Below are 22,096 nucleotides of genomic sequence, written 5' to 3'. Positions count from 1 at the left end.
ACAGTCCGAAATAGAGCGCCATGATCGATCCGTTCGGCCGTATTGTCTCTTATCTCCGCGTCTCGGTGACCGACCGCTGTGATTTCCGCTGCGCCTATTGCATGGCCGAGGATATGCAGTTCCTGCCCAGGGATGAGCTGCTGACGCTCGAAGAGATGGAGCGGCTTTGCGCCGCCTTCATCCGGCTGGGGGTGAAAAAACTGCGCCTGACCGGCGGCGAGCCGTTGGTGCGCCGGAATGTGATGAGCCTGATCGAGGGGCTGGGCAGCCGGCTGGGGCAGGGGCTGGAGGAGCTGACGCTCACCACCAACGGTTCGCAGCTCGCCAAACATGCGGCCGGGCTGGCGCAGGCCGGGGTGAGGCGGATCAATGTCAGCCTGGACACGCTGGATGAGGCGAAATTCGCCCGCATCACCCGCTGGGGCCGGCTGGGCCAGGTGCTGGCCGGGCTGGAGGCCGCGCAGGCGGCGGGACTGGCGGTGAAGATCAACATGGTGGCGCTGAAGGGCGTGAATGACGATGAGTTCGACGCCATGCTGGAATGGTGCGGCCGCCAGGGTTTCGATCTCTGCCTGATCGAGACCATGCCGATGGGCGAGGTGACGCACCGGGAAGAGACACATCTGCCGCTGGCGGCGGTGCGCCGGGATCTGGCGCGGCGTTGGAGCCTGAGCGCCAGCGATTACCAGACCGGCGGGCCGGCGCGCTATATGCGGGTGGCGGAGACCGGGCAGCGCATCGGCTTCATCACCCCGCTCAGCCATAATTTCTGCGAGGGCTGCAACCGGGTGCGGCTGACCTGCACCGGCACGCTTTATATGTGCCTGGGCCAGGAGGATGCGGTGGATCTGCGCCGGCCGCTGCGGGCCAGCGCGGATGATGCGGGGCTGATCCAGGCGATCGAGCGCGGCATCGCGGCGAAGCCGAAAGGGCATGATTTCGACATCAGCCGGGTGGCGGTGGCGCGGCATATGTCCGTCACGGGCGGCTGAGGCGCAGATTTTTGGGGGTTGGCTACGTGTGTGCGACCGCCCCGAACTTTTTTCGCCGCTTTTTTGTAAAAAAGCGGCACCAAAAAACTTTCATGTTTCCTCGGCTTTGATCGCCTTTGCCCCGGCCAGGAACATCCGCACCGCCGTGCGGATGCGGGTGTTCAGCACTTTCGGCGCCGGCGCCGTGCGCAGCCCGCACAGCACCCCGAACACGAATTCCCCCAGCGCCATGCCGAACAACATGCCCGACATCTCCGCCGCCATTTCCGGGCTCGCCCCTTGGGTGATCGCGATCTCCACCAGGCAGCCTTGCAGATGCGTCTTGCCCTTGCGCATCCGCCCGGCGAGGAAGCTCTGGGTGAAATCCGGATCATGGCTGAATTCGGTGATCAGCAGCCGGGTCATGGCAATCTGCACCGGGTCCAGCAGGAATTGCGCCAGCGCCGCCAGGGTGGCGCAGAGCGTGTCCTCCAGGCTGGCGCCAGGCGGCGGCTCGGGGAATTGCAGCCTGGTCTGGCGCTGATGCGCCATCAGCTCGCCGAATAAATCCGCCTTGGAGGGCACCAGCGTATAGACGGTGCGCTTGGACATGCCGGCCTGGCGCGCAATGTCCGCCATGGTGGTGTTGTGGTAGCCTTTGCTCAGGAAAAGCTGTTCCGCCGCGGCAATCAGCGCCTCCAGCCGTTCTGGCGACGGGGGGTGGGATGTTTCGGCGGGCGGCAATGCGGGACTCATGGATCACCTATAGAGCGGCACAAAGGAAACCATCAAGTTTTCATATTTAAATAATACCGTTAAAAATCAGCTTGACGGTAGGAGGAAAGCCACGTACCCGTGCTGGCATGAAACCCGCTGGTTTCCGTTCCGGAGTAAGTTCAGCCGCCTTGGCTCTGGCGCTGCTGCCGGCGCTCGCCGGCTGCGCGGTGGGCCCCAATTACCATCCGCCCGCCGCCCCGAATGTGGCCTTGACGCCGCAGCCTCTCCCCGCCGCCACCAGCCGCGCCGATGGCGCCGCGCAGGCCTTCCGGCCGGGGGCGGATATCCCTGGTGATTGGTGGCATCTCTTCCGCTCCCCGGCGCTGGATGCGCTGATCGCCCAGGCGCTGGCGAATAATCCCAGTCTGAAAGCAGCGCAGGAGACCTTGGTGCAGGCGCAGGAAACCGTGCGCGCCGCCCAGGGCAGCCTGATCCCCAGCATCTCCTCCAGCCTCGGCGCGCAGCGCGACCAGGGCTCCTCCGCCGGGCTTGCCGCCTTCGGCGGCGGCAGCGGCGCCAAGCTGCGGCCCTACACGCTCTATAACGCCTCGCTCTCGGTTTCTTATTCGGTGGACGTGTTCGGTGGCGAGCGCCGGCAGATCGAGAATTACATCGCCACCGCCGAATATCAGCGCTGGGAGCTGGAAGCCTCCTATCTGACGCTGACCTCCAATATCGTCACCGCCGCGGTCAACGAGGCCTCGCTGAACGGGCAGATCCAGGCGACCCGGCAGGTCATCGGCGACGAGCAGAAGCTGCTGACGATTTTGCAGACCCAGGCGCGCCTGGGTGGGGTGCCGCAGGCGCAGGTGCTGCAGCAGCAATCCACCCTGGCGCAGCAGCAGGCCAGCCTGCCGCCGCTGCAATCCCAGCTCGCCCAGGCGCAGAACCAGCTCGCCGCCTATGCCGGGCAGTTTCCGGGCAATTTCCATCTGCAGAGCTTCACGCTGGATGATCTGACCCTGCCGGCGGATCTGCCGGTGAGCCTGCCCAGCGCCATCGTCGCGCAGCGGCCGGACATCCAGGCCGCCGCCGCGCAGCTGCATGAGGCCTCGGCCAATGTCGGCGTCGCGGATGCGAATATGCTGCCGCAGATCACGCTCTCGGCGCAGATCGGGCACGAATCCCTCACCCCCGGCACCTTGTTCACGCCGCAGACTCTGCTTTGGAACCTCGTCTCCGGGCTGACCCAGCCGATTTTCGAAGGCGGGCAGCTGGCGGCGCAGCGCAAGGGCGCGCTGGCGGCGCTGCGCGGGGCTGGGGCGCAATATCAATCCACCGTCATCTCCGCCTTCCAGAATGTCGCGGATGCGCTGACGGCGCTGCAATATGACGCCGCCACGCTGGCCGCCGCGCAGACCGCGCGCGATTCAGCGGCGCAAAGCCTGCAAGTGACCCAGGCGCAGTATAAATTGGGCGGCCAGCCCTTCACCGCGGTGCTGAATGCCGAGGTGACCTACCAGACCGCCGACATCGCCGCGGTGAAGGCCAAGGCCACGCGCCTGGCCGATACCGCGGCGCTGTACCAGGCGCTGGGCGGCGGCTGGTGGCACCGCCAGGACGTGACCAGCCAGTGCTGCGGGGTGATTCCATGAAGGACAGCATCGTAATGAGCAAGCCGGCCAGACCCGTGAAGCGCACCATCATCATGCTGCTGATCGTGGTGCTTATTCTGGGCATGGTCTTTGGCTGGGGGGCGCTGCGCGCGGTCTTCATCGCCAAATTCCTGAAAGGCTTCGCCAATCAGGTGCAGACGGTGGCGACCATTCAGGCGCAGGAAACACCCTGGCAGCCGGCGATACAGTCCGTCGGCACGGTGACCGCTATCAATGGCGCCTCGCTCTCGGCCGAGGTCGGCGGCATCGTCGATACCATCCATTTCGAATCCGGCCAGGATGTGCAGAAGGGCGATGTGCTGCTCACACTGCGCGCGAATAACGACCCCGCCGTGCTGGCGCAGCTGCAGGCGCAGGCGAAGCTGGATGAGATCAATTACGCCCGCGACCTGAAGCAGTTCGCCGCCAATGCCGTGGCGCAATCCACGGTGGATACGGACCGCGCCAATCTCGCCGCCGCGCAGGCGCAGGTGGCGGCGCAGCAGGCGAGCATGGATGAGAAGATCGTCCGCGCCCCCTTCTCCGGCCGGCTGGGCATCCGCCAGGTCAATCTGGGCCAGTATCTGCAGCCCGGCACCGCCATCGTCACGCTGGAGCAGCTGAGCCCGCTCTTTGTGGATTTCTACCTGCCGCAGCAGGCGCTGGTGGCGCTGAAGGTGGGGCAGGTGGTCAATTTGAAGATCGACGCCTATCCGGGGCAGACTTTCCCCGCGAAGATCGCCGCGATCGGCGCCACGGTGGATTCCGCCACCCGCTCCATCGCCGTGCGCGCCGTGCTGCAGAATGACGATCTGCGCCTGCGCCCGGGCATGTTCGCCAGCGTCTCGGTGGAGACCGGCGCGCCGAAGGAGGCGGTGACGCTGCCGCAGACCGCCATCGCCTACAGCTCTTATGGCGATACCGTCTATGTGGTGAAGCATGGCCAGGGCAACGCGCTGGTGGCTGACCAGGTGTTCGTGACGCTGGGGGCGACGCGCGGTGACCAGGTGCAGATCCTGGATGGGGTGAAGCCTGGCGACGAAGTTGTCACTGCCGGCCAGGTGAAGCTGCATAATGGCTCGCCGGTGGCGGTGAACAACACGATCCAGCCCAGCAACGATCCCAACCCGAACCCGCCGAACGAGTGAAAAAGCGATGAAGCGCTTTACCGATCTCTTCATCGCCCGGCCGGTGCTGGCCATCGCCGTGTCCGTGCTGATCCTGGTCATGGGCTTGCGCGCGGTGGGCACGCTGCCGGTGCAGCAATTCCCCGAGACCGAGAACGCCACCATCACCATCACCACGACCTATCCCGGCGCCTCGCCGGATACGATCGCGGGGTTCGTGACCACGCCGCTGGAAAACGCCGTCGCCCAGGTCAATGGCATCGACTACATGACCTCGTCGAGCAGCATCAGCGTCTCCACCATCACCATCAATCTGGTGCTCAACCATAATCCGGATCAGGCGCTCACCGAGGTTTCGGCGCGGGTGAATTCGGTGCTGAACCAGCTGCCCAGCGGCACCGAACAGCCGGTGATCACGCTGGCGGTGGGGCAGTCGGTCGATGCGATGTATATCGGCTTTCGCAGCTCGGTGCTGAACGCCAACCAGATCACCGACTATATCACCCGCGTCGTGCAGCCGCAGCTGCAGGCGGTGCAGGGCGTGCAGACGGCGGAGATTCTGGGCGGGCAGAATTATGCCATGCGCATCTGGCTGGACCCGCAGAAGCTGGCCGCCTTCGGCCTCACCCCCAGCGATGTCTGGACCGCGCTCTCCACCAATGATTTCATCTCCGCCCTGGGCAACACCAAGGGCACGATGACGCAGGTGACGCTGACCGCGAATACCGGCCTGCACAGCGCCGCCGAATTCGGCCAGCTCATTCTCAAGCAGCAGAACAATGCCATCATCCGGTTGAAGGATGTGGCGAAGGTGGAGTTGGGGGCGGATAGCTACGACCAGCATGTGACCTTTGATAACAAGCTCGGCGTCTATATCGGCATCAAGGTGGCACCGCAGGCCAATCTGCTCAACGTGATTTCCGGCGTGCGCAAGATCATGCCGGAAATCCAGACCAATCTGCCCACCGGCCTGACCGGCGCGATTGTCTATGACAGCACGGTGTTCGTGAATGCCTCCATCCGCGAAGTGGTGGAATCGCTGCTGGAGGCGCTGCTGATCGTGACTTTGGTGGTGTTCGCCTTCCTCGGCTCGCCGCGCTCGGTGCTGATCCCGGTGGTGGCGATTCCGCTCTCGCTGATCGGCGCCTTCGCGATGATGGCGGCGTTCGGGTTCTCCATCAATCTGCTGACCCTGCTGGCGCTGGTTCTGGCGATCGGGCTGGTGGTGGATGATGCGATCATCGTCGTGGAAAACGTCAATCGCCATCTCGATCTCGGTGAAACCCCGCTGGTGGCGGCGCGCGCCGCGGCGGCGGAGCTGGGCGGGCCGATCGTGGCGATGACGGTGGTGTTGATCGCGGTCTATGTGCCGATCGCCTTCCAGTCCGGCCTGACCGGGGCGCTGTTCACCGAATTCGCGCTCACACTGGCGGGCTCGGTGACGATCTCGGCGGTGGTGGCGCTGACCCTGACGCCGATGCTGAGCGGGCGGTTTCTCAAGCATGTGGATCGCGAGCAGCCCAACTGGGAAGGCAAGCTGATCAATTTCATCGATGCCGCCTTCGCCCGCGTGCATCGCGCCTATACCAGGATGCTGCATTCCAGCCTGGAGACGGTGCCGGTGACGCTGATCTTCGCGGCCATCGTGCTCGGCAGCATCTATTTCCTCGCCGCCGGGGCGAAGAGCGAGCTGGCGCCGGTGGAGGATCAGGGCATCGTGCTGTTCAGCTCCACCTCGGCACCGGACAGCACCACCGGCCAGCGCGCCATGTGGGACAGCCATTTCAACGCCTCGCTGCTGAAATATCCAGACGTCGCGCACAGCTTTCAGATCGACGTGCCGGGCACCAACATCATCGGCACGGTGCTGAAGCCCTGGGGCGAGCGCCGCCCGGCCGCGACGCTGCAGACGCTGATGCAGGCGGATGCCAACAAGGTGGATGCCGGCCAGCAGGTCGCCGCCTTCCCGCTGCCGCCGTTGCCCGGCTCCTCGGGCCTGCCGGTGCAGTTCGTGGTGAAGAGCACCAGCGACTTCAACGTGCTCTATCCCGACACCCAGAAGCTGCTGCAGGCGGCGCTGGCCAGCGGCAAATTCATCTTCCTGCAGAGCGATCTGAAGATCGACCAGCCGGAGGCGGAGGTGGTGATCGACCGCGACAAGGCGGCGGCACTGGGTCTGAATATGAGCCAGATCGGCGCGGCGCTGGGCGAGGCGCTGGGCGGCGGCTATGTGAATTATTTCGATCTCGATGGCCGCTCCTACAAGGTGATCCCGCAGACGCAGCGCGCCGCGCGGCTGAATGTCGCCGATCTGAACGATTATTACGTGCTCTCCTCCGGCGGCATCAATGTCCCGCTCTCCTCGATCGCGACCATCAAGACCAGCGTGATCCCGGAGACGATCAATCATTTCCAGCAGCAGAATTCGGCAACCTTGCAAGGGGTGGTGGCGCCGGGCGTGGCCGAGGCGGATGCGCTGCACACGCTGCAAAGCCTGGCCAAGAAAATTCTGCCGCCGGACGACACGCTGGATTATGGCGGGCTGATGCGCCAGTTCGTGCAGACCAGCAGCGCCTTCATCTTCACCTTTGCCTTCGCGCTGATCATCATCTTCCTGGCGCTGGCGGCTCTGTTCAACTCCTTCCGCGACCCGCTGATCATCCTGGTCTCGGTGCCGATGTCCATCGCTGGCGCCTTGATCTTCATCTATATCGGCATTGGCGGGCTGAGCCTGAATATCTATACCGATGTCGGGCTGGTGACGCTGATGGGGCTGGTCTCCAAGCACGGCATTCTGATGACCGAGGTGGCGAACGAGGCGCGGCTGGCCGGCATGGGCAAGCGCGAGGCGATCGAGCATGCGGCCAATATCAGGTTGCGGCCGATTTTGATGACCACGGCGGCGATGGTGGTCGGCGTGCTGCCGCTGGTCTTCGCCAATGGCGCCGGTGCTGCCTCGCGCTATGCCATGGGCATGGTGATCGCCGGGGGCCTGTCCATCGGCACCTTGTTCACGCTGTTCGTGGTGCCGGCGGTGTATCTGGTGCTGGCCGAGGATCACAAACCGGTATCGAACTAAATAAAAGGTTGAAAAACTTTTAAGTTGTGGCAATTTGTGCGTGCATGAAACGAACGCGTGCACCGACGGGATTTGCCGAAATGTCGATGCTGGAGGCGTTGACCCCGGAGCTGCGCCCGGCACCGATGTCGCTTGGCACCGATGGCCATCGCGCCCGGCTGCGGGCGCGCTTTCTCACCGGCGGGCCGGAGGCGCTGGCCGATCACGAGCTGATCGAGATGACCTTGTTCCTGGCGCTGCCGCGGCGCGACACCAAGCCGATCGCGCGGGCTTTGCTGGCGCGCTTTGGCTCCTACGCCAATGCCATCTCCGCCCCGGTGCCGGATCTGCTGGGCATTGCGGGGCTGGGCGAGGCCGGGGTGGCGGCGTTGAAGCTGGTGCAGGCCGCCTCCCAGCGCCTGGCGAAGGCGGAAGTGCTCTACCGTCCGGTGCTCAGCAACTGGGACCGGTTGATGGAATATCTGCAGGCGGTGCTGGCACGCGAGAAGATCGAGCAGTTCCGGCTCTTATTCCTGGATAACCGCAACCGGCTGCTGGCCGACGAGCCGCAGGCGCAGGGCACGGTCAACCACACCCCGGTCTATCCGCGCGAGGTGGTGAAGCGCGCGCTGGAGGTGAACGCCACCGCGATTATCCTGGTGCATAACCATCCCAGCGGCGATCCCTCGCCCTCGGAGGAGGACATCGCGATGACCCGCGAGATCAAGAAGGCCGCCAGCGCGCTGAGCGTGGTGCTGCACGACCATGTCATCGTCGGCAACGGACGCTGGCTGAGCTTTCGCAAGGCGGGGCTGTTATGAGGCCCAGCCGGTAAGCATGGCCAGGCGCAGCGCCACGGCCAGCCGCCCCTCCTGCTGGGGCAGCGCCGCCAGCGCCGCCGCGAACAGGGCGCGCGGCGGGATGGTGCGGCTGCGCCCGGCCAGCGCGTTGGTCTCGCCGGCATCGCGCAGCTCATGCAGCAACGCCAGGGGATTGGCATACAGGAAGGTGATCTCCTCCAGATCCGCCACCGGATGGCTGAAGCCGGCGCGCTGCAGCAGCCCGGCGCAGTCGCGCAGCTCTGGGAAGGGTGAGACGCGCGGGCTGACCTTGCCGGTCAGCGCCTCCTCCGCCTCCAACAGCGCCAGGCGCAGCTCATGCAGCGTACCCAGAGCCGGCAGGCTGGCCAGCAGCAGCCCGCCCGGCTTCAGCGCCCGGCGCAGCTGGATCAGCGCGCCCGGCAGATCATCCAGCCAATGCAGCGAGAGCGGGGCCACGACCAGATCATACGCTCCCGGCGCCAGGCCGAAATCATCGGGGCCGGGCAGGATCAAGGGCCGCCCGCCGGCCAGCGCCGCCAGGCGCGGTGAGGCATCCGCGCTGTCCACCAGCATGCCGCGCGCCGCCAGCGCCGGGGCGACGGCGCCGCGACCGCCAAAATCCAGTGCGCGCTCGAAGCGGATGGTGGTATCGTCCAGCCGGTCGAGCAGCCGCGCGGTCAGATCCTCCAGCACCGGGGCGATATTGCCCAACCGGCCGGCGGCGCGCTCGCGATGCTTTACCATTGTGGTGAAATCGAAAATGCTCTGCACATGAAACCCCTGTTGCGCTGGGTTCTGGATAGCGTCCTGCCGCCTTCCTGTCTCGCCTGCCACCGTCTGGTGGAGGCGCAGGGGCAGCTTTGCCTGGACTGTTTCAAGACCGCGCATTTCATCACCGCGCCGCTCTGTGCCTGTTGCGGCGTGCCGTTGAGCCTTGCCGCGTCGCCGGCGGAAACCCTGCATTGCGCGGCCTGCGCGGCATCGCCGCCGGCCTTCACCCAGGCCCGCGCCGCGCTGCGCTATGACGAGACCGCCAAGCGGATGATCCTGCCGCTGAAATATAGCGACCAGAGCGAGGTGGCCGCCGGCATGGCCAGGCTGATGCGCCGGGCCGGGGAGGAGCTGCTGCAAGCGGCCAATCTGCTGCTGCCGGTGCCGCTGCACAATGCCCGGCTGCGCCAGCGCCGCTATAATCAGGCGGCGCTGCTGGCGATCGCTTTGGCCAGGCTCACCGGCCGGCCGGTGAGCCTGGATGTGCTGCGCCGGGCGCGGGCCACGGCGAAGCTGGAGGGGATGGGCGCGGCGCAACGCCAGGCGGCGCTGCAGGGCGCCATCCATGTCCGCCCTTATGCCGGGCTGGCGGGCAAGCGCATCCTGCTGGTGGATGATGTGATGACGACAGGGGCGACGGCGCATCATTGCGCCCTGGCGCTGCGCGCCGCCGGGGCAATGCGGGTGGATGTGCTGACCCTGGCGCGCGTCGCGGATCCGCGTTTGCAATGAAGGGGCGCTGAGATTCACCTTGCATTCGCCCGCCCGCAAGCTAATTGGGAGGCAAATGCCTGAAATCGAGATCTATACCCAGCCTTACTGCCCCTATTGCATGCGCGCCATGGCGTTGCTGGAGCGCAAAGGGGCGGCCTTCACGGAAATCAGCGCCCCGCACGGCACGCCGGCGCGCGAGGCGGCGATCGGCCGTTCCGGGGGGCGCACCACCGTGCCGCAGATCTTCATCGCCGGCCAGCATATTGGCGGCTGCGACGATCTGCTGGCGCTGGAGCGCGCCGGCAAGCTGGAGCCGCTGCTTACGCCATGATCCATTACCAGCTGCGCTGCGAAGCTGGCCATGAGTTCGATGGCTGGTTCCGGGATTCCGAAGGCTTTGAGAGCCAGGCGGCCGGCGGGCTGGTGGCCTGCCCGTCCTGCGGCAGTGTCGAGGTGAACCGGGCGCTGATGGCCCCCTCGATCCCGCGCAAGGGGCGCGAGCTGGTGGTCTCGCCTGAGCCGCCGCCGGCCGATGCGCTCCCCCCCGGCCCGCAGACCGCCGGCGGCGCGCTGCCGGATGCGGTGCGCGCGGCGCTGCAGAAGCTGCGCGAGGAGGTCGAGAAAAACTGCGACTATGTCGGCGCGGATTTCGCCGAGGAAGCCCGGCGGATCCATTATGGCGAGGCTGCGCCGCGCGGGATTTATGGCGAAAGCTCCGAGGAGGAGGCCGAGGAGCTCGCCGAGGACGGCATCGCCTTCGCCCGCATCCCCTGGGCGCCGCGCAACGATAGCTGAACCATGCGCGAGATCATCTTCTCCGCCGATGATTTCGGCCTGACCGAAAGCGTCAACGAGGCGGTGGAGCGCGCGCATCGCGAGGGCCTGCTGGGCCAGGCGAGCCTGATGGTCGCCGCCCCCGCCGCCGAGGATGCGGTGCGCCGGGCGCGGATGCTGCCGGGGCTGAAAGTCGGACTGCATCTGGTGCTGGTGGATGGCGATTCGCTGCTCGGCCATGCCCGCCTGCCGCACATCACCGGCCCGGATGGGCGGTTTTCCACCAATCAGGCGGCTCTGGGCGTGCGCTATTTCTTCTCGCCCGCGGCAAGACGGGAACTGCGCGCCGAGATCGAGGCACAGTTCGCGGCCTTCGCGGACTCCGGGCTGGACCTGCACCATGCCGATGCGCACAAGCATTTCCTGCTGCACCCGACCATCGCCCGGCTGATGATCGAGATCGGCCGGCGCTACGGGCTGAAGCGGCTGCGGGTGCCGGCCGAGCCGCCGGCGGTGATGGCGGCGCTGGGCGAGCGCGTCACCTTCGGGGACCGTGCTTTATATGGCTGGACCCGGCTGCTGCGCGCCCAGGCCCGCGGGCTGGAGGTGCCGGACCAGGTGTTCGGGCTGAAATGGTCCGGGCATATGACCGCCGAACGCATCGCCCGGCTGCTGCCGCTGGTCCCGGAGGGGCGCACGGAAATCTACACCCACCCGGCTACGCGCCGGGATGAAGCGCTGGTCCGGCTGATGCCGGATTATCAGCATGTGGCGGAGTTTGAGGCGCTGCTGGCCCGCTATCGCCGCTAGAGCCTCAAGCTTTTAGCCTGAGGCATCTAATGATGCCAGGCGGCACCGGTATAGAAATATTGCCCCAGCCCGATGGTGAAAACCAGACAGCCATAGAGCGCATGCTCGACGCCGCTGAATGTGAGCGAGCGTGTGGCGGCGTAAGAGCGCGCGAATAGCCAGCCGCCGGCGAGGGTGAGCAGCACCGCCCAGGCGTTGAGGAAGATGATATGGGCATAGCCGAAAGCCAGGGCTGAAACCGCCACGGTGGCGCGCCCGAAGATGGGCTCGTAACGGGCGAACAGGAAGCGCCGGAAGATGATCTCCTGAGGCCAGACTGAGAGCAGCGGGTAGAGCAGCATGATCAGCGCCCAGAAGCGCGGGCGGTGCAGCGGCAGCGAGAGAAACAGGCCGGGGGCCAGAAGCCAGGTGGCGAGGGTGAGGGCGGCCCCGCACAGCGCGAAGCGGCGCAGCATTTCGCGCCATCCCTGCGCGGAGCCACGCGGGACAGCGCGGCTGGCCAGCCAGCAGGCCAGGCCGCCGCCCCAGAGCACCAGAAACAAAATCCCCGGCCGGCGCAGCATGAGGATGAGCAGCGGCACGCCAGCGAACAGGAACAGAAATTCAGCCCATAAAAAAACCCGGCTTTCGCCGGGTTTTTCGGAGCGCATCAGCGCTTGGAGAACTGGAAATTTTGTAAGACATTGTTTTTGCTTGATTATTTTTGACGAAAATAATCTGTGAACGATCTGTGAAAAAAATTGGATCGCTTGCTTGGCCATTAGGTGCACCTTCCGTATCGCCCCCCTTTTCTTCCGGAGAAGCCGATCCCGCTTTTGAGGACTGGAAGCTTTGCAAGGCATTGTTGTTTCCGTGATTGTTTTTGAACGAAATGAACCTGTGAATGATCTGTGAAAGCCGTCTGGTAGATTTCTTGCTCATCAGGCCACCTTTCGCAAGGGAAAGTCCACATGCACCGCCTCATATGGAAAGATTACGCGCCGGCAATCACTAGCGCCTGCATGTGACGATGCGAGGCCTTCGCGTCTCGGTCAACGCGCCAGGCAATCTCCTGAATGGGTCCGAAATCCGCGTTCAGAGTCGCTAGGTCGGTGAAGCGGTACGGCGCCTTGCGTTCCCCGGCATGATTGTAGCCCCCTTGCCGCCCTCGTTGACGTACCGCAGGGAGCACACGTATTCCGGCACCAATGTTGAGCGATAGTTTTTTTAAGTCCGGTGCGTCATAAAATAACTTATTGATATAATTCGTAAAAAATAGCCTTATTTGTTTTTGTGTGTAAGATAATGTGTAAGTTTTGATGGCTTCTGTACGCTTTCAGTATCATTTGACTGATTCGGCAAGGGATTGTTTTTGCTGTGAATTTTCAGCTTTGGGCGTCGCCAAAGAGGGAATCGCCCTCGTTTTCGTGGATTTGATCACGTCAAGCCCTTTCGAGACGAGTCGCGCGGGTGACTAAGGCGCGCAGGCGTAAAAAAGCGTCTGGGTCGGCGACTTCAAACAGGCGATCTTCGGCTTTCGCGGCACGGATCCGGCACTGATGGAGACGGTGCTGGCGCAAGCTACCTGCCGCAACTGCTGCAATACCGAATGGTATTGCAGGCCCCGGGCTTTATCGTAACAAATCTCGCCGTGCATTTTCTGCTGCTGGGCCAGGCGGCAGAATTGCAAGCGTAACATACGTCCTGTTCTGACGCACCTATCCCGCATACAGACCATTATCGTGCGCCAAAAACAGGAGCCCCCCATGTTTCGCATCGTCGGTAGGCTCGTCGTCACAGGCTTCGCCCTCTACGGCCTTGGCCGTTTCATGGACGAGCATGTGGTCAGCGAAAAAGAATAACGCGGCCATGGTTTTTCCACCGCGCGGCGGCGAATGGTTTTTATGCTCGAGCTGCAAGTATTTATTTGCCGTATCAAAGCTGACAGCCCTGTTGTGCCGCCGGCCAAAAAGCCCCACTTGCGGCGAGCACCACGTCGTAAAACCATATTTTTAGCCGCGCTATTACAGAAGCGCGACTGCGTGTTTTCCCGCCCGGTGCAAGTCTTGCGTCCATCGCAAAGGCGCATCACAACCGTACCAACCTAACGTTAATTTTCAGGGGTGCTCATGTTCCTGGTGCCGACCACCGTCCTCGACGAAATGCTGACCGCGTCCCTGCAACTGCGCGGCGGCCTTACCGCAAAAAACGATGCCGCTCTGCGTGCCAGGCTAGAAGTTCTGCTGCAGCGTATCTTCGTCGCACGCCTCGTATCGCAAGATGTGGTGGTAGCCATCGGCGGTACCCAGGGCGCCGGCAAAACCACTTTGGTACGCCAGCTCTATGATATAAGCAGCGATTCAAAATGGCTTCCAGCCAATGAAGGGCAGGGGGAGCGCATCCCCGTGCTCATCCAGGAATCTCCGGACGTCACCGAACCTGAAGGCTGGGTCCATCAGCTCATTGCGCCCGCCGATGTCCATGACGCCTACACCGTCGAGCTGCTTCAAGTGGACGCAGCCCAATTCCATGAGGCCACGCGAGGTGATAATCCCTCCTATCTGCTGCCCGTCCTCAAAGTTCCAGCGCGGCATTTTTGCACCAGCCGCACAGCGCTGCTGTTGCTGCCCGGTTATGAGCACCGCCACCGCCAGAATGAAATCTGGCAGGAGCTGATGCGCCAGGCTTTGGCCCTAGCCGGCGGCTGCGTTATCGTTACGGACCAGACGCGCCTCGCCAACGTGGCCAACCAGGAAATCCTGCGCGACCGCGAATTATCCGGGATCGAGCCGGTGGTGGTCATCACCAAAACTGAGGAAGCCGGCGAAGAATTGCGCGAAAAATTACGCGTGAGCGCAGCCGAAACCTTCAATGCCGCCGGCGGTAAGGTCGCCACCGTCATCTGCACCGGCCTCGACACCGCCCTCGTCCCCGATTTCACCAAACAATGGAGCGCAGCACTTATAGAGGCGATCGGCAGCGCCGGCAGCAGCGCTAGCAATGTCCAAGGCCTGCGCACCAAGCATCTCCTCCAATTGCTGGACGACGTCAGAAAACTCATCAACGATGTCGAGAAAGAGCTCGCCGCGAACCGCGACAATGCGGACGATGTCTGGGAAAAATTCATCGAGGACCAGATCAACCCCTACGACAAGGCCGCAAAAAAATTGCGTGCCTCCTATCTCAAGCAGCTGAATATTTCGCTGTCTCAACATCGTTACGAAGCTGGAAAACAATTGCTGCAGGCCGTCAAACCCGACGAGGGTTTGAATGGTTGGCTCAACGGACTGTTCAGATCCACGAGCGACCGCCTGGAGCGCCAGCGCGCCTTGATCGAGCAGGCGTGGAACACACCTGGAGACAGCCGAGAATGTCATTTGCAAGCCCTCACGCACGCGACGTTCGAAAAGCTCAACGGCCCCGGCATGGCGCTGTTGCCCCGCCCAGCATTTTCGCACGGCACCCCCCTCATAGAGCGCACCGGCTACCAGAACATAGCGGACCAGAACCAGCCAGTCCTGCCGCCCGATGCGGAGCGGAATCTCAGCATCCTTCTCACCGCGGGAGATGAGCGCGGTCTGAGCCATACGGCCGAAAAGGATATTGCGCTCTTGCCTGCATTGGCGCTGGAATTCAGCCGGCTATCACAACTCGCGGCGGTCGATCAAAAAATCCTGCGTACCGAGAATGAGAGCGTCTCCGCGCTCGAAGCTGCCAGCCAGGCGAAGGACAATTTTAACAAGCTGATGGGCATGCAGAATGAGGTGGTCGTTACCATCGGCACCGTCTTCGGCGTCAAGCCCGACGGTAATTTCTACACGCTGATCGATGATCTTAAAGCCAAGGTGCCGAAAGGGCAGGGGGCCGGTCGCATGGACCGTATCGCCGGCGGCCTGCTGCTGTCAGCGGATATTTTCGTCACCGGTGTCGGCGCCGCTTCGGTGCTAGGTGTCGGCATCATGGCGGTCGGCCTGCTCATCCGCGCTGCCGAAAAGGAGCGGATCGGTCAGGCCGACGCGGTGCTGACTGCGCTGGAGGATGCACACCGCACAGCCTATACTGCCGCTTTCGATGAGACCATCGAGAAGGTCAAAGACCGCATGATCGAGGTGCAGCGCGGTCGCCTGAATCTTGATCAGGGCGCCTATGAGCGGGACCGCCTGGCCCGTGCTGTACGGCGCCTGCAAAAATCCGCTGATAGGCTCGACAACGTCTTGCCGCCGCTGAACTGATGGATGGCCACATGCCGGCCCCCACTTTGCGGCGCCTATGGGCCGAGGGAGAAAAGGGCCGCAAGAGCTGGGCGCTGGACGCTTATGAGCATTTCCGTATGGAATTGAGCGAGTGGACGCGCGGCCAGCTCCCCGAAGCCAGGGACGAAACCACGATCGTTCTCTTCGGCCCCACCCAGGTCGGCAAAACCACCCTCCTGCTTGAGCTTCTGGGGATCTCAGCTTCTGCGTTGAAGCATGTCAGTGAAGCGCTCCGCGGCGGCCGTGCGGCCGGAAACTCCTCCACCTCCGTACCAATGATTTACCATGAAAGTGCCGATGAGCACTGGCGCATCGACAATGGAAAGCCGCTGAATGCTGCCGGCCTGCAAAAAGCTCTCGAAAAACTGCGCGACTGCGTCGAAGCGGATGAGATGGAAGACACGCGCGTCGCCACGTTGCATATTCCAAAGCAATATTTCAATCCAGCCCGGCCCGCTCTACCGCGCGTGCGCATTCTCGACCTGCCAGGCATCAACCCCACGAATCTGAATGAAGGAAAATTCGTCCGCAGCGTGGCGCAAAGATACGTATCTACGGCGGATCTCGTATTGTTGATTACCCGCGCGGATGATCTCGGTTTTCTCAATCCAATAACACTCGCGGCCGGCGGTCTGCGGGCGCTGGATTGGCGGGTCTCCTCCGCCCGCTTCTGTGTCGTCACAAGTTACGCCTTCAAGCTCCAATCAGTGCAGGAGTGGCTCGACGCACCGGGTGAGATCCGCGACGTCGACGCGTTGCGGAAACGTTGCGCCGAGCAGATGGGGACGTTTGGCATCAAGGTCACGGACCTGCATTGCCTTTTTCCTCTGGATTTCGGCGATTCCTGGGAACAAGCTTCAGCAGAGCGGCGTGAGCGGGCCGGCCCGCTCATGGATCAATTGCGCAAAGAGCTGTGCGCACGCATCACCAATGCGGCGGACCCGCTTGGCCGTCTGCGCCATGCGCATGATGCCTTCAGTATCGCCATGAAATTGGAAGAGGAAGCAATTGCACGTCATAAGGAGGCACAGGAAGCTGCGGATAAAGACCTGCGGCAGCGCGAGGCCGATCTGGAAAAATGGCGTCAGCAGCATGCGCGCCGCACCAAACGTCTGGCAGCTTTGGCAGATACCCTGCCAATCTCCGGCGCCCGCGACGAATTATGCCTGGAATTCGAGAAAAAACTGAAAACCATGTCCGCGTGCCTGCCCGCGGCCGACGATACGAGCGCCATGAAAAAAAGCTACCTGCGCAGCACCGCCCGGCGCTTCCAGGCGCTTATGTGGCACGCTGTCGCAGACCTGGGGAGTCTGGCATCCGAGTCTGAGACGGACCATGTGGATGAAATCCTCACGCTCATGGCGGTTGAATTCGAAGAGAAGAAATTCGCCAGACGCGCAGCGTTCTTCTTCAAGGAAATCGACAAGCAGCTCGAAAACCCTATGATCGACGGTTATTGGCAGCTGGTGCCGGGTCACAGTTTTGCGGAAGACCGGGAGCAGCTCACGGACTGTATGGAAAAAGCCACCACCTGGCTGCGCACTCGCTTCGTCGAGGCATGCGACAGCGCCATTCTGGCTCACGAGGCCGTGCTGCAGCATGCGCAGAAGCGGATGCAGCGTGCGCGGCAGCGCGTACAGGCGCGCATCGAGCAGCTGGATCATGAGCTGGCGGAACAACAAGCGGCAACAGTGCAACGGAAAAAAGAGCTCGCCGAGCTTAAGCGCTCACTCGCCGCCGACCAGCAACGAGCTGCGGCATTCGACGAATTACTGCGGGCAGCTCTGCGCAAAGATCTGCGCGCCCGCCGCGATATCATGGCCAGAGAGCCCGTCCCGGCGCGGCGCTTTTTACAACTCGTTGGAGCGGTCGCCATAAGTACCCGTTTTCGCAACCACTTCACCACATCGTGCGCAACCACAGAGGATATATAATGAGCGACACAGACGACCAGCTGGAAGACGAATTGCGTGCCCTACTCGAACGCGTATTAGCCGTGCAACTCAATGGCCTGACAGAGGAAGTCGCGAAATTATCGGGTTACGTCAACACGTTCTCCAGAAATTTACCCCGCCAGCTCAAAGAGCTCGTTGAAGCCAATGGAGAACTCGTCGGGCAAGTCCAAGAGCAAACGGAGACGCTGACCGTAAGCATCGCCCAAGCCGGAAAAATTTCTGACCAGCAAGGCCAGCGGCTGGATCAAATTCTCAGCGCGCAAACGAACATCACTGGCCTGTGCGAGGCATTGCCCGCGCAATTCAAGTCGCAGGCTGAAAGCTTGGCACAGGAACTGATGAACTCTATCGCATCAGCTCAGAATGCAGCGCATCAGCGCGATGAGAAACGCGCCGCTTCGTTGGCCGACGCCATTGCCCAGATCGCCCAATCCATTGAGGAAAAAAATACTGCCCAGCAAAACCGCATAATTGAGCTGGAACGCAAAGCAGGATTCTTGCGGATATTGAGCATCGCAACGCTCGCTATCCTCTCCCTCACCGCCGCCAGCGCCACGACGTTCTATATTGTGGGGCATACCGCTCACCCTTAGAACGAGGAGAAATCGCAAACACTAAGATCGAAGGCGGTCGTGGATTGTGCGGCGGAGATAGTTTTTATCGGCACAGGCTCCCCCATCTAGGCCGAAGTGGGGAGCGGGTCGGTTCCCTCGCTCAAGATGGCGAGATATCGCCGGTAACTGAACACACGCCCCCGTTTGCGCCCGGTGATTTCCTCGACGATGCCAAATCGCTCCAGATCGGCGAGCGCGGCATTGACCGTGGGAGCTGAGAGACCTGTTTTCTGAACGAGCTGGTTTGCCGTCAGGAAAGGGTTTTGCTGAAATAGATCGTGAATACGCAGCGCGGAGCCTGCCCGGTCGCTTTGTGTGGTAATCTGCTCGCGATCTTCCTTGAACAGATCGACGATCCGGGTAGCAGCCTCGAAGGCTTGATTAGCCGTATCCGCAACGCCGGTGAGGAAGAAATCGAGCCAGGCTTCCCACGCGCCTTGTTCGCGCACCTCCTGAAGCAGGCGGTAATACTCGGCACGATGGGTTTTCAGGTAGAGGCTCAAATAAAATAACGGCTTGCGCAGCACACCGTTGACGCAGAGATACAACGTCACCAGCAAGCGGCCGATCCTGCCATTTCCATCAAGGAATGGGTGGATGGTCTCAAACTGAACATGCAGCAGGCCGGCCTTGATGAGGGCCGGTAGGCGCGAGCCGTCTTCGTGCATGAAGCGCTCAAGCGCATCGAGACAGGCTTCCATCTCGGCCGGCGGCGGTGGCACGAACAGCGCGTTACCGGGACGTGAGCCGCCGATCCAGTTCTGAGACCGCCGAAACTCGCCGGGATTTTTTGTGCCGCCCCGCCCGCTTTGTAGTAGTCGTTGGTGCATCTCGCGGATCAGCCGCAGCGACAGCGGCAGGTCTTCCAGACGGTCGAGTCCGTACATCATCGCATCGACATGATTCGAGACTTCGCGGATGTCGTCGATCGGCTGCCCGGCTTGCGCTTCGGTCTCGAAGCGGAGCAGGTCCGAAAGGGTCGATTGCGTGCCCTCGATCTGAGATGAAAGGACCGCTTCCTTCCTCACATACATGTAGAGGAACAGCTCTTGGCGCGGCAGCAGCATGGTAATGCCGTCTAAACGCCCCAAGGCGCGTTCCGCCAGACTTAGCCGCTCCAAAAGAGCCAGCACGTCGATCTGCGGCTCCGGCGGCAGTGGGGGCGGCACGAAGGCCCGCACGATCTCACCCGCTACCGGGGTTTCGACAAAGCGGCCTAGCCTGAGGTTGGAAGCCGATTCGGACATGCCTTACTATGCGGGTGTTGCGTTATTTAATCAATTGGCGATTGGCTTAAATAGTGGTTGAGCTAAGGTAAGCGCTCTTAAATAACGGGCGACACCACCGTGGGCGGCTATCCACCGCAAGTGATGCGGCAAATATGCGAATTTATGAGCGATAGGAGGCTTTTCTATCGCTCATGCCGAGCAATCTCTCGCGCCCTCAGACCCGCTTTGAGCGATGACGGCAACTTGCTGACACACCGGCATTTTCTCAGGGCGAAAGGGCGATTTGCCTGAATTTTGCCGACAAGCTGGGTCTCATGGAAAACCGGTGTGGGTGCTATCAGGGAGCCCCCGGCAAATCAGCAGTCTTACTGGCGGCGGTCATCTCTATGCCCAGGGCTTTGCCAACCCTCAAAGCCATGCCCAACCGGCAGGACGCTTTGCCCGCTTCGAGATCGATGATGAAGCGCAGGCCGGTGCCGGAGATCAAGGCAAGCTCGGCCTGGGTCAGCCCAGCCTTGCGCCGGTTGGCCCGAACCATATCTCCAAACGCTTTAGCCAGATTGTCAGTCATGTGATGCCACAAAATATTCCCGATCGGGAACATGTGCTCGGATTTCCCGGGTTTCGAGGTAAATATGCGCGATCGGGAATGCCGTAACGTAAGGCTCATCTTCCCAATCTCGGTCCTCGTGGCCTGAGCGTGTTGCGCAGTTCTTGCGCTTTTCTCATTTCCTCGGCCTGCCGCGCCCGTTCGGCCTGCGCGGCGATCAGTATTTCCCGGCCCTTCTCCAAGGAAGCGCGCAGTTTTTGATCGGCCGCATCCGCTGCCGGGCCGGAATTCGTGTGATGGGACGGAGTGGCCTCAAACCGTAGCGACGTCCCCCCTATCCTCGCGCTGCCGCATGATCTGGCCGGTCAGGACGGTCAGGTCCGGCGCCAGCTCGCGTGGCACGAAGAGCCGGTAATCCTCCCAGTGCCGTGTGCCGATGACATAGGCCGCGCGGGCATCCCAGGCATAGGAATTGTCATAGACGGCCGCCGTTGTGGGCTGTGTCTTGCTCTGGCCCTTATAGCCCGTGCCGCTATAGCCCAGCCCCATTTGTCGTATTTCACCGGGTCGAACGCGACGGTTGCCCCGTCTCGGAGGCGGTGGGCTTGCTGGTAGAAGCTCTCGACCATGATCCAAACTCCACAATTTCTGTGAAAGTTCTGTGCAAAACGCTGACTGGAAACAGCGTCGGAAACAAGGGTCTGTAAAGCGTCTGTGAATGTGAAAACAGGGGCCTTGTATTCATCAAGCCACTGTTCTGATTGAATAATTTGAAGCCTAAGACTTAGCGCTCCCAGGGGTTGATGATCCTCACGCCGCAGTCCTCAAAATCCGCCACGTTGCGGGTGGCCAGTTCCGCGCCCCTGGACTGGGCGATGGCGGCGATCTGCGCATCGAACTGGGAGATCGGCTTGCCCATCTGGCGCCGCCCAGTGGAAATCGCCGCAAAGGCGCTTGCCGCAGGGCTGTCAAACGGCAGGATGCGCCCGGCGAAATCCACAGCCAGCATGGTTTCAAGGGCGGTGAGCAGTTCTCCTCTCCGCCGCCCCTCGGGCAGCAGCATAACGCCATAGCGCAACTCGGCCTCGGTGACGGTGGAGAGGAACAGGCTTGCCGGCGGCTGTGCGGCCACCCAGGACATCACCCCCTGGGTGGGAGCGGGGCGCATAAGCTCCGAGACGACATTCGTATCCAAAAGGATCATCAGTCGAACGCCGGAGGCTCAGGCATCGGTTCACGCGGCGCTATGGGCAGGTCGGCCCCGCCCAGGGCAGCGAAGCGGGCATGGATGGTTTCCGCCAGGTTGGCGGCGGACGGGGCTTGGCGGCTGAGGGCCGAGCGGAGGATGTCCCGCGCTTCGTCTTCCATGGACCGGCCATGGACCGCCGCCTGCACGCGAAGGCGGGATTTCAGCCCGTCTTCAAGATTGCGAATGGTGATGCTGGCCATGAGCTTGCTCCTGACGTTCTAGCGTTGATGGCATTCGCAGCAATGATTGCATAAATTAGGCCTGCCCGCCAGTGCGATTGCGCGATTACGGTTCTTTGTTCGGACCGGCAAAACCCGGTTCTTCGTCCCGTCCCTGGTGGCAGGAACCCGGAAGGCGCGCAGCCCGTCAAAGGATGGTGGCGCAGCCGCCACCGCCATAGGCGGCGCGCAGACACGCGCAGCCCGTAGGGCGAGCATGGCGAGCGTCCTTGCACGGGCAAGCGCATGGAGGGAGAATCGAGCCTAGAAGGCGGCGTTGGGGGCGGTCGGCAGCGTCGTTATGCGGATTCCGACGAAGCCGGCCATGCATTCCAACTTGAATCCGGCCACTGATTCCGAATTGAAGCCGGCCAGCGTTCCGATTTGATGTCGGCCACCTGAACGTCTTCGTTTGGGTCTGGTTGAATGATTATCGGGTCCTTGTTTGGGGTCAAGTTCAGGCGGTAGCGGTAGCCTGATCGCGCTTTTTGCGCAGGCTCTCGCCGGTGAGTTCGATGCGATAGGCATTGTGGACGAGGCGGTCGAGGATGGCGTCGGCGATGGTTGGATCGCCGATGATTTCGTACCAGCGCTCGACCGGTACCTGGCTGGTGATGATGACGGAGCGCAT

At 62.5% G+C, this 22,096-nt stretch carries 22 protein-coding genes; 12 read left to right on the top strand and 10 right to left on the bottom strand.

What is annotated here, in order from left to right:
• Positions 1 to 20 precede the first annotated feature (20 nt).
• Positions 21 to 992 (top strand): GTP 3',8-cyclase MoaA, encoded by a 972-nt coding sequence (gene moaA / locus T331_RS0111660; protein ID WP_026440133.1) that lies wholly within the window; start codon positions 21 to 23, stop codon positions 990 to 992.
• Between the two features lie 90 nt (positions 993 to 1,082).
• Here the strand turns inward: moaA and T331_RS19220 are convergent, their stop codons facing one another.
• Complete coding sequence (locus T331_RS19220) at positions 1,083 to 1,727, bottom strand: TetR/AcrR family transcriptional regulator (RefSeq protein WP_081822227.1); 645 nt, start codon at positions 1,725 to 1,727, stop codon at positions 1,083 to 1,085.
• Positions 1,728 to 1,834: 107 nt separating this feature from the next.
• Here T331_RS19220 and T331_RS0111650 point away from each other — a divergent pair, with 107 nt between their 5' ends.
• The 4 genes from T331_RS0111650 to radC all read left to right on the top strand — a co-directional run bounded on the left by T331_RS0111650 (position 1,835) and on the right by radC (position 8,349).
• Entirely contained in the window at positions 1,835 to 3,343 is a 1,509-nt protein-coding gene (locus T331_RS0111650; protein ID WP_234730095.1) for an efflux transporter outer membrane subunit, read from the top strand.
• Entirely contained in the window at positions 3,340 to 4,491 is a 1,152-nt protein-coding gene (locus T331_RS0111645; RefSeq protein ID WP_234730094.1) for an efflux RND transporter periplasmic adaptor subunit, read from the top strand. The genes T331_RS0111650 and T331_RS0111645 overlap by 4 nt, the downstream gene beginning before the upstream one ends.
• Positions 4,492 to 4,498: 7 nt before the next feature.
• Positions 4,499 to 7,549: an efflux RND transporter permease subunit gene (locus T331_RS0111640; protein ID WP_026440130.1), complete on the top strand. Its 3,051-nt coding sequence runs from the start codon at positions 4,499 to 4,501 to the stop codon at positions 7,547 to 7,549.
• 80 nt (positions 7,550 to 7,629) lie between these two features.
• Positions 7,630 to 8,349 carry a RadC family protein gene (radC, locus tag T331_RS0111635; RefSeq protein ID WP_008493622.1) on the top strand — a complete coding sequence of 240 codons (720 nt, stop codon included), beginning with the start codon at positions 7,630 to 7,632 and terminating at the stop codon, positions 8,347 to 8,349.
• Here the strand turns inward: radC and T331_RS0111630 are convergent.
• Positions 8,344 to 9,093, bottom strand: a complete 750-nt coding sequence (locus T331_RS0111630) for a methyltransferase domain-containing protein (RefSeq protein WP_051622352.1) — start codon at positions 9,091 to 9,093, stop codon at positions 8,344 to 8,346. The genes radC and T331_RS0111630 overlap by 6 nt on opposite strands.
• Before the next feature lie 27 nt (positions 9,094 to 9,120).
• Between T331_RS0111630 and T331_RS0111625 the strand changes: the two genes are divergently transcribed.
• The 4 genes from T331_RS0111625 to hpnK are packed head-to-tail and all read left to right on the top strand — an operon-like array spanning position 9,121 to position 11,418.
• Entirely contained in the window at positions 9,121 to 9,852 is a 732-nt protein-coding gene (locus T331_RS0111625) for a ComF family protein (protein ID WP_026440128.1), read from the top strand.
• A 55-nt stretch (positions 9,853 to 9,907) separates the two neighbouring features.
• Complete coding sequence (gene grxC / locus T331_RS0111620) at positions 9,908 to 10,165, top strand: glutaredoxin 3 (RefSeq protein WP_026440127.1); 258 nt, start codon at positions 9,908 to 9,910, stop codon at positions 10,163 to 10,165.
• Complete coding sequence (locus T331_RS0111615) at positions 10,162 to 10,629, top strand: DUF1178 family protein (protein ID WP_008493618.1); 468 nt, start codon at positions 10,162 to 10,164, stop codon at positions 10,627 to 10,629. Before grxC ends, T331_RS0111615 begins: the two co-directional genes overlap by 4 nt.
• A gap of 3 nt (positions 10,630 to 10,632) precedes the next feature.
• A complete protein-coding gene (gene hpnK, locus T331_RS0111610) occupies positions 10,633 to 11,418 on the top strand; it encodes a hopanoid biosynthesis-associated protein HpnK (RefSeq protein WP_026440126.1) in 786 nt (261 codons plus the stop codon).
• Between the two features lie 26 nt (positions 11,419 to 11,444).
• Here hpnK and T331_RS0111605 read toward each other — a convergent pair whose 3' ends face one another.
• Together T331_RS0111605 and T331_RS19955 are read right to left on the bottom strand one after the other, a co-directional pair.
• Positions 11,445 to 12,068 carry a CPBP family intramembrane glutamic endopeptidase gene (locus T331_RS0111605; RefSeq protein WP_026440125.1) on the bottom strand — a complete coding sequence of 208 codons (624 nt, stop codon included), beginning with the start codon at positions 12,066 to 12,068 and terminating at the stop codon, positions 11,445 to 11,447.
• Positions 12,022 to 12,339 carry a hypothetical protein gene (locus tag T331_RS19955; protein ID WP_155992700.1) on the bottom strand — a complete coding sequence of 106 codons (318 nt, stop codon included), beginning with the start codon at positions 12,337 to 12,339 and terminating at the stop codon, positions 12,022 to 12,024. Before T331_RS19955 ends, T331_RS0111605 begins: the two co-directional genes overlap by 47 nt.
• 1,187 nt (positions 12,340 to 13,526) lie before the next feature.
• Between T331_RS19955 and T331_RS0111585 the strand changes: the two genes are divergently transcribed.
• Genes T331_RS0111585 through T331_RS0111575 form a run of 3 tightly spaced genes read left to right on the top strand, consistent with a single transcriptional unit; the run spans position 13,527 to position 18,198 of the window.
• On the top strand, positions 13,527 to 15,629 hold the full coding sequence (locus tag T331_RS0111585) for a hypothetical protein (protein ID WP_026440123.1): 2,103 nt from the start codon (positions 13,527 to 13,529) through the stop codon (positions 15,627 to 15,629).
• Between the two features lie 11 nt (positions 15,630 to 15,640).
• A complete protein-coding gene (locus T331_RS18200) occupies positions 15,641 to 17,584 on the top strand; it encodes a hypothetical protein (RefSeq protein WP_211248721.1) in 1,944 nt (647 codons plus the stop codon).
• Positions 17,584 to 18,198 (top strand): hypothetical protein, encoded by a 615-nt coding sequence (locus T331_RS0111575; RefSeq protein ID WP_026440122.1) that lies wholly within the window; start codon positions 17,584 to 17,586, stop codon positions 18,196 to 18,198. Before T331_RS18200 ends, T331_RS0111575 begins: the two co-directional genes overlap by 1 nt.
• An 86-nt stretch (positions 18,199 to 18,284) precedes the next feature.
• Here the strand turns inward: T331_RS0111575 and T331_RS0111570 are convergent, their stop codons facing one another.
• The 6 genes from T331_RS0111570 to T331_RS19495 form a co-directional block, all read right to left on the bottom strand.
• Positions 18,285 to 19,466: a Fic family protein gene (locus T331_RS0111570; RefSeq protein ID WP_026440121.1), complete on the bottom strand. Its 1,182-nt coding sequence runs from the start codon at positions 19,464 to 19,466 to the stop codon at positions 18,285 to 18,287.
• Between the two features lie 319 nt (positions 19,467 to 19,785).
• Positions 19,786 to 20,052 carry a helix-turn-helix domain-containing protein gene (locus T331_RS18195; protein WP_244876950.1) on the bottom strand — a complete coding sequence of 89 codons (267 nt, stop codon included), beginning with the start codon at positions 20,050 to 20,052 and terminating at the stop codon, positions 19,786 to 19,788.
• Between the two features lie 258 nt (positions 20,053 to 20,310).
• Positions 20,311 to 20,547, bottom strand: a complete 237-nt coding sequence (locus T331_RS0111560; protein ID WP_026440120.1) for a hypothetical protein — start codon at positions 20,545 to 20,547, stop codon at positions 20,311 to 20,313.
• A gap of 235 nt (positions 20,548 to 20,782) precedes the next feature.
• Positions 20,783 to 21,202 (bottom strand): type II toxin-antitoxin system VapC family toxin, encoded by a 420-nt coding sequence (locus T331_RS0111555; protein ID WP_026440119.1) that lies wholly within the window; start codon positions 21,200 to 21,202, stop codon positions 20,783 to 20,785.
• Positions 21,202 to 21,447, bottom strand: coding sequence for a FitA-like ribbon-helix-helix domain-containing protein (locus T331_RS0111550; protein WP_026440118.1), 246 nt, complete (start codon positions 21,445 to 21,447; stop codon positions 21,202 to 21,204). Before T331_RS0111550 ends, T331_RS0111555 begins: the two co-directional genes overlap by 1 nt.
• A 475-nt stretch (positions 21,448 to 21,922) precedes the next feature.
• The coding region (locus tag T331_RS19495; RefSeq protein WP_162173900.1) for an ATP-binding protein at positions 21,923 to 22,096 on the bottom strand (174 nt) is incomplete at its 5' end.

The organism is Acidocella facilis ATCC 35904 (genome assembly GCF_000687875.1).
In the GTDB taxonomy this organism is placed as follows: Bacteria; Pseudomonadota; Alphaproteobacteria; order Acetobacterales; family Acetobacteraceae; genus Acidocella; species Acidocella facilis.
The sequence above is the reverse complement of the archived record's forward strand: the minus strand, read 5'-3'. Positions and strand labels throughout refer to the sequence as shown.

Coding starts and splice junctions, on each gene's coding strand:
- T331_RS0111630 (WP_051622352.1), bottom strand. CDS start 9,093: ATGGTAAAGCATCGCGAGCGCGCCGCCGGCCGGTTGGGCAATATCGCC.
- T331_RS19955 (WP_155992700.1), bottom strand. CDS start 12,339: ATGAGCAAGAAATCTACCAGACGGCTTTCACAGATCATTCACAGGTTC.
- T331_RS0111570 (WP_026440121.1), bottom strand. CDS start 19,466: ATGTCCGAATCGGCTTCCAACCTCAGGCTAGGCCGCTTTGTCGAAACC.
- T331_RS18195 (WP_244876950.1), bottom strand. CDS start 20,052: ATGTTCCCGATCGGGAATATTTTGTGGCATCACATGACTGACAATCTG.
- T331_RS18200 (WP_211248721.1), top strand. CDS start 15,641: ATGCCGGCCCCCACTTTGCGGCGCCTATGGGCCGAGGGAGAAAAGGGC.
- T331_RS0111640 (WP_026440130.1), top strand. CDS start 4,499: ATGAAGCGCTTTACCGATCTCTTCATCGCCCGGCCGGTGCTGGCCATC.
- grxC (WP_026440127.1), top strand. CDS start 9,908: ATGCCTGAAATCGAGATCTATACCCAGCCTTACTGCCCCTATTGCATG.
- T331_RS0111625 (WP_026440128.1), top strand. CDS start 9,121: ATGAAACCCCTGTTGCGCTGGGTTCTGGATAGCGTCCTGCCGCCTTCC.
- moaA (WP_026440133.1), top strand. CDS start 21: ATGATCGATCCGTTCGGCCGTATTGTCTCTTATCTCCGCGTCTCGGTG.
- T331_RS0111645 (WP_234730094.1), top strand. CDS start 3,340: ATGAAGGACAGCATCGTAATGAGCAAGCCGGCCAGACCCGTGAAGCGC.
- T331_RS0111605 (WP_026440125.1), bottom strand. CDS start 12,068: ATGCGCTCCGAAAAACCCGGCGAAAGCCGGGTTTTTTTATGGGCTGAA.
- T331_RS0111650 (WP_234730095.1), top strand. CDS start 1,835: ATGAAACCCGCTGGTTTCCGTTCCGGAGTAAGTTCAGCCGCCTTGGCT.
- T331_RS0111550 (WP_026440118.1), bottom strand. CDS start 21,447: ATGGCCAGCATCACCATTCGCAATCTTGAAGACGGGCTGAAATCCCGC.
- T331_RS0111555 (WP_026440119.1), bottom strand. CDS start 21,202: ATGATCCTTTTGGATACGAATGTCGTCTCGGAGCTTATGCGCCCCGCT.
- T331_RS0111585 (WP_026440123.1), top strand. CDS start 13,527: ATGTTCCTGGTGCCGACCACCGTCCTCGACGAAATGCTGACCGCGTCC.
- hpnK (WP_026440126.1), top strand. CDS start 10,633: ATGCGCGAGATCATCTTCTCCGCCGATGATTTCGGCCTGACCGAAAGC.
- T331_RS19220 (WP_081822227.1), bottom strand. CDS start 1,727: ATGAGTCCCGCATTGCCGCCCGCCGAAACATCCCACCCCCCGTCGCCA.
- T331_RS0111560 (WP_026440120.1), bottom strand. CDS start 20,547: ATGGGGCTGGGCTATAGCGGCACGGGCTATAAGGGCCAGAGCAAGACA.
- T331_RS0111615 (WP_008493618.1), top strand. CDS start 10,162: ATGATCCATTACCAGCTGCGCTGCGAAGCTGGCCATGAGTTCGATGGC.
- radC (WP_008493622.1), top strand. CDS start 7,630: ATGTCGATGCTGGAGGCGTTGACCCCGGAGCTGCGCCCGGCACCGATG.
- T331_RS0111575 (WP_026440122.1), top strand. CDS start 17,584: ATGAGCGACACAGACGACCAGCTGGAAGACGAATTGCGTGCCCTACTC.